We start from the raw sequence: 4,220 nt of genomic DNA on the forward strand, positions 1-4,220 counted from the left end.
TGTCGCCGTTGCACCGGCTGGACCGGGTGACGTCCGGGTTGCTGATGCTCGCGACCGAACGCCGGTGGCGGGGCCCGTACCAGACGGCGTTCGAGCGCCGGGCCGTCGGGAAGGTGTACCGGGCCCTGGCGCCCGTCGCGGGGGACGTGGAGCTGCCCACGGTGGTGCGCAACCACATCCGCAAGGACCGCGGCACGTGGCGCGCCCACGTCGTGCCGGGTGCGCCGGTGAACGCCGAGACGCTGGTGGAGCTCGAGGGTGAGGTGGACGGTCATGGCCTGTACCGGTTGACGCCCCGCACCGGTCGCACCCACCAGCTGCGCCTGCACCTGCACGGGCTGGGGGCGCCGATCGTCGACGACCCCCTGTACCCGGTGGTCAGGGACGTGCCGGTGGACGACTTCACCAGGCCGTTGCAGCTCCTGGCGGCCGGTCTGTGGTTCACCGACCCGGTGGACGGGAAGGAACGCAGCTTCGCCGGCGTGCGTCGCCTGCCCCTCACCGCCGAGCGCTGACCGCTGTCCGCTGTCCGCTGTCCGTGGGGACGGTTCCCCCGTGAGCGCCGGGGTGCGAGCATGGGAGCCCACCCGAGGGAGCCGCCCATGACCGCCACCAGCGTCCGGACGCGCGCGCACACCGTGATCGACAGCCCGTTGGGGCCGCTGACGCTCGTCGCCGAGGGCGAGGTGCTCGTCGGGCTGTACATGACCGGGCAACGGCACCTGCCACCCACGACGACCCTGGGTGAGCGGCGCGACGGGGTGCTGCCCGACGTGGCCGCACAGCTGGCCGAGTACTTCGAGGGTCGGCGCACCACGTTCGACGTGTCCCTGGACCTGAGGGGAACCCCGTTCCAGGTGCGGGTGTGGACGGCGCTGCGTGACATCCCCTACGGCGAGCAGGTCTCCTACGGGGAGCTGGCCCGGCGGGTGGGCAGCCCGGGAGCCTCACGGGCGGTCGGTCTCGCCAACGGCCGCAACCCCGTGGGCATCGTCGTGCCGTGCCACCGGGTGGTCGGCGCCACGGGACGGCTCACCGGGTACGGGGGCGGGCTGGACCGCAAGCTGCACCTGCTGGACCTGGAGCGCGCGACCAGCCCGGTGGCACGGCTGTTCTGACGGCCGCGGCTAGGGTGACGCGATGGCCACCGTCATCCTCCTCCGCCACGGTCGCACCACCGCCAACACCGCCGGCGTCCTGGCCGGACGCACGCCCGGGGTGGACCTGGACGCCGTGGGGCGGGAGCAGGTGGACCGCACCGGGAGCGGCCTGTCGGTGGTGCCGCTGGTCGGGGTCGTCTCGAGCCCGCTGGAACGGTGCGTCGCCACCGCCCGAGCGGTCCTGGGCCACCAGGACGACCCCCCGCAGCTCCGGCTGGACCAGGCGCTCACCGAGTGCGACTACGGCCGGTGGCAGGGCCGGGCCCTGGGTGACCTCGCCGAGGAGCCGCTGTGGCCGGTGGTCCAGGGCCAGCCCTCGGCGGTGACGTTCCCGGGCGGTGAGTCCCTCGCCGCCATGCAGGGGCGGGCGGTCGCGGCCGTCCGTGGCCACGACGCCGCGTTCCAGGAGCAGCACGGGGCCGGGGCCGTGTGGGTGGCGGTCAGTCACGGCGACGTCATCAAGTCCGTCCTGGCCGACGCCCTGGGCATGCACCTGGACCTGTTCCAACGGCTGAACGTCGGCCCCGCGTCGGTGTCGGTGGTCCGGTACGGGCTGACCAGGCCGGACGTCGTCACCATGAACACCGACCTGGGGGACCTCTCGTGGTTGCGGGGCGCCGGCCCTGTCGGTGAGGCCGCCGTCGGCGGTGGCGCCGGCCACGCCCCCTCGTAGACTGGCCGCATGCGGACCCTCGTCCACGAGTTCGACTGGCCGGACCGCGTCGTCGTGGGCACGGTGGGCCGCCCCGGCGAACGCACCTTCTACCTCCAGGCCCGCGCCGGGGCGCGCTCCACGAGCGTGGCCCTGGAGAAGGAGCAGTCCGCCGTCCTGGCCGACACCATCGACCAGCTCCTGGACAAGCTCGCCGAGGACCAGGACAACGGCCTCACCATCCCCACCGAGACACCGGCCGAGCTCGTCGACGACGAGCCCCTGGACCACCCGGTCGAGGAGCAGTTCCGCACCGGGGCCATGCGCCTGGGCTGGGACCCCAGGACCGCCCAGGTCATCATCGAGGCGTACCCCGTGGCCGAGGGCTGGGACGAGACCGACGACGACTCCCGCGACGACACCGACGACGGCGACACCGACGACGAGCCGGCCGAGATGCTCCTGGTGCGCATCCCGGTGGGGACGGCACGGGCCTTCGCGCAGCGCACCCGCAGGGTCGTGCGCGCCGGACGCCCCACGTGCCCGCTGTGCGGGTCGCCGGTCGACGGTGACGACCACGTGTGCCGGCTGACCGACGGGTGACGGCCCCGGACCTCGCCCTCGACGAGGGCGAGCTGGAGCTGGTGGGCCGGCTCACGGCCGCCTCGAACGCGACGTTCGTCGGGCAGCTCGCCCACCAGCAGGTCGTCTACAAGCCCGTGGCGGGGGAACGCCCGTTGTGGGACTTCCCCGACGGCACCCTCGCGGCCAGGGAGGTCGGCACCTACCTGGTGTCCCGGGCCCTGGGGTGGGACGTGGTACCGCGCACGTGGCTGCGGGACGGGCCGCTGGGGCCTGGGATGGTCCAGGTGTGGCAGGAGCCCGACACCGGGCAGGACCCCGTCGACGTGGTCCCCGTGGACCAGGTCCCGACCCGCGGGTGGCGCACCGTCCTGGAAGGCGCGGACCCCGAGGGGCGTGCCGTGGCCGTGGTCCACGAGGACACCGCCCCGCTGCGGCGGATGGCGGTGCTCGACGTGCTCGTCAACAACGCCGACCGCAAGGGCGGGCACGTGCTGCCCCGCCCCGACGGCCACCGGTACGGGGTGGACCACGGGGTGACCTTCCACGTCGAACCCAAGCTGCGCACGGTGCTGTGGGGGTGGGTGGGCGAACCCCTGGACCCCGAGGACGTCGCCGGGGTGCGGCGGGTCCTGTCCGCGCTGGGCGGCGGGCTCGACGCCGACCTCAGGGAGCTGCTCACCGGCCCGGAGATCGACGCCCTGGCCGACCGGTGCGAGCGCCTGCTGGCCGACGGGCACATGCCCGGCCCCACCGGGGACATGCCCCCGGTGCCCTGGCCGCTGTTCTGACCCGACCGGACCCCCGGGGCCTCAGCCGTCGAGCGACCCGAAGACGTGCAGGTCGAGGTCGGCGCTCAGGGCCTCGCACGCCAGGTGCCCGCGCACGCTGGTGCCCTGGTCGTCCAGAGGTGGGCTGACGACCGCCCCACCCAGGACGCCCGGCACCGACATCACGATCGCCCCCGAGACGCTGGACTTCGCCGGCACGCCCACGCTGCGCATCCACCGACCCGACCCGTCGTACACCCCGCACGTGGCCATCACCGCCACCACGTCCCGTGCGACCTCGGGCGGGACCACCCGCTCACCTGTCAGCGGGTTGCGGCCCCCGCACGCCAGGGTCGCGCCCATGGCCGCGAGCGCGTCGGCGTCGACGAGCACCGCGCACGCACGCGCGTACACCGCGACCGCGTCGTCGGCGCCGACCTCCAGGGTCCCCTCGGCGCGCATGAGGTGGGCCAGGGCGTGGTTCCGGTCGCCGAGCAGGTGCTCGCTGTGGGCGACGTCCTCGTCGACGTCGAGCTCACGCCCGGCGAAGGCGCACAGCCCGCGCCAGATCCGTTCGTCACGCCCGCGGACGTCACCACCGTCGACCAGTGCGGCGGTCAGCAGCGCCCCCGCGTTCACCATCGGGTTCGGGGGCCGGCCCGTGCCACTCTCGAGCTTGATCGCGTCGAACGACTCGCCCGTGGGTTCGATGCCGATGCGGTCCAGGGCCCGCCCGCCGGTGTCCAGGATCGCCAGGGCGAACAGGAACGGCTTGACCGCCGACTGGATGCTGAACGCGACGTCGGCCTGGGCGCTGGTGCGCGTGGTCCCGTCGGCCAGGACCAGCGCCATGCCGCACAGGCTCGGGTCGGCCTGCGCGAGCTGGGGGATGCTGTCGTCCACCGAGCCGCCGCTCTCACCGGCGACCCGGTCACGAAGGGCGTCGAGGTCGTAGGTGCGGGCGTCCGCGCGGCTCATCCGGCCGTGCCCGACGGTGCCGCCGGCCCAGCCCCGAACAGGTCCCCGGCCTCGGCGAGCACCGTTGCCGCCGCCACG

The 4,220-nt window shown here is 74.4% G+C and carries 6 protein-coding genes; 5 read left to right on the plus strand and 1 reads right to left on the minus strand.

Annotated features, from left to right (window positions below; translation table 11 throughout):
* The 5 genes from N869_RS13290 to N869_RS13310 all read left to right on the plus strand — a co-directional run.
* On the plus strand, positions 1–515 hold a 515-nt coding region (locus N869_RS13290; protein WP_035062383.1), incomplete at its 5' end, for a pseudouridine synthase.
* Positions 516–602: 87 nt separating this feature from the next.
* Complete coding sequence (locus N869_RS13295) at positions 603–1,118, plus strand: methylated-DNA--[protein]-cysteine S-methyltransferase (RefSeq protein WP_035062384.1); 516 nt, start codon at positions 603–605, stop codon at positions 1,116–1,118.
* A 22-nt stretch (positions 1,119–1,140) separates the two neighbouring features.
* Positions 1,141–1,833, plus strand: coding sequence for an MSMEG_4193 family putative phosphomutase (locus tag N869_RS13300; protein ID WP_035062385.1), 693 nt, complete (start codon positions 1,141–1,143; stop codon positions 1,831–1,833).
* A 9-nt stretch (positions 1,834–1,842) separates the two neighbouring features.
* Positions 1,843–2,415 carry a DUF3090 domain-containing protein gene (locus N869_RS13305; protein ID WP_035062386.1) on the plus strand — a complete coding sequence of 191 codons (573 nt, stop codon included), beginning with the start codon at positions 1,843–1,845 and terminating at the stop codon, positions 2,413–2,415.
* Positions 2,412–3,185, plus strand: a complete 774-nt coding sequence (locus N869_RS13310; RefSeq protein ID WP_035062387.1) for an SCO1664 family protein — start codon at positions 2,412–2,414, stop codon at positions 3,183–3,185. The genes N869_RS13305 and N869_RS13310 overlap by 4 nt, the downstream gene beginning before the upstream one ends.
* Before the next feature lie 21 nt (positions 3,186–3,206).
* Here N869_RS13310 and glsA read toward each other — a convergent pair whose 3' ends face one another.
* Positions 3,207–4,142 carry a glutaminase A gene (glsA, locus tag N869_RS13315; RefSeq protein ID WP_035062388.1) on the minus strand — a complete coding sequence of 312 codons (936 nt, stop codon included), beginning with the start codon at positions 4,140–4,142 and terminating at the stop codon, positions 3,207–3,209.
* Positions 4,143–4,220: the final 78 nt, after the last annotated feature.

The organism is Cellulomonas bogoriensis 69B4 = DSM 16987 (genome assembly GCF_000767165.1).
Classification (GTDB): domain Bacteria; phylum Actinomycetota; class Actinomycetes; order Actinomycetales; family Cellulomonadaceae; genus Actinotalea; species Actinotalea bogoriensis.

Bases quoted from the DNA above. Each gene is read 5' to 3' on its own strand.
- N869_RS13295 (WP_035062384.1), top strand. From the start codon at position 603: ATGACCGCCACCAGCGTCCGGACGCGCGCGCACACCGTGATCGACAGC.
- N869_RS13300 (WP_035062385.1), top strand. From the start codon at position 1,141: ATGGCCACCGTCATCCTCCTCCGCCACGGTCGCACCACCGCCAACACC.
- N869_RS13305 (WP_035062386.1), top strand. From the start codon at position 1,843: ATGCGGACCCTCGTCCACGAGTTCGACTGGCCGGACCGCGTCGTCGTG.
- glsA (WP_035062388.1), bottom strand. From the start codon at position 4,142: ATGAGCCGCGCGGACGCCCGCACCTACGACCTCGACGCCCTTCGTGAC.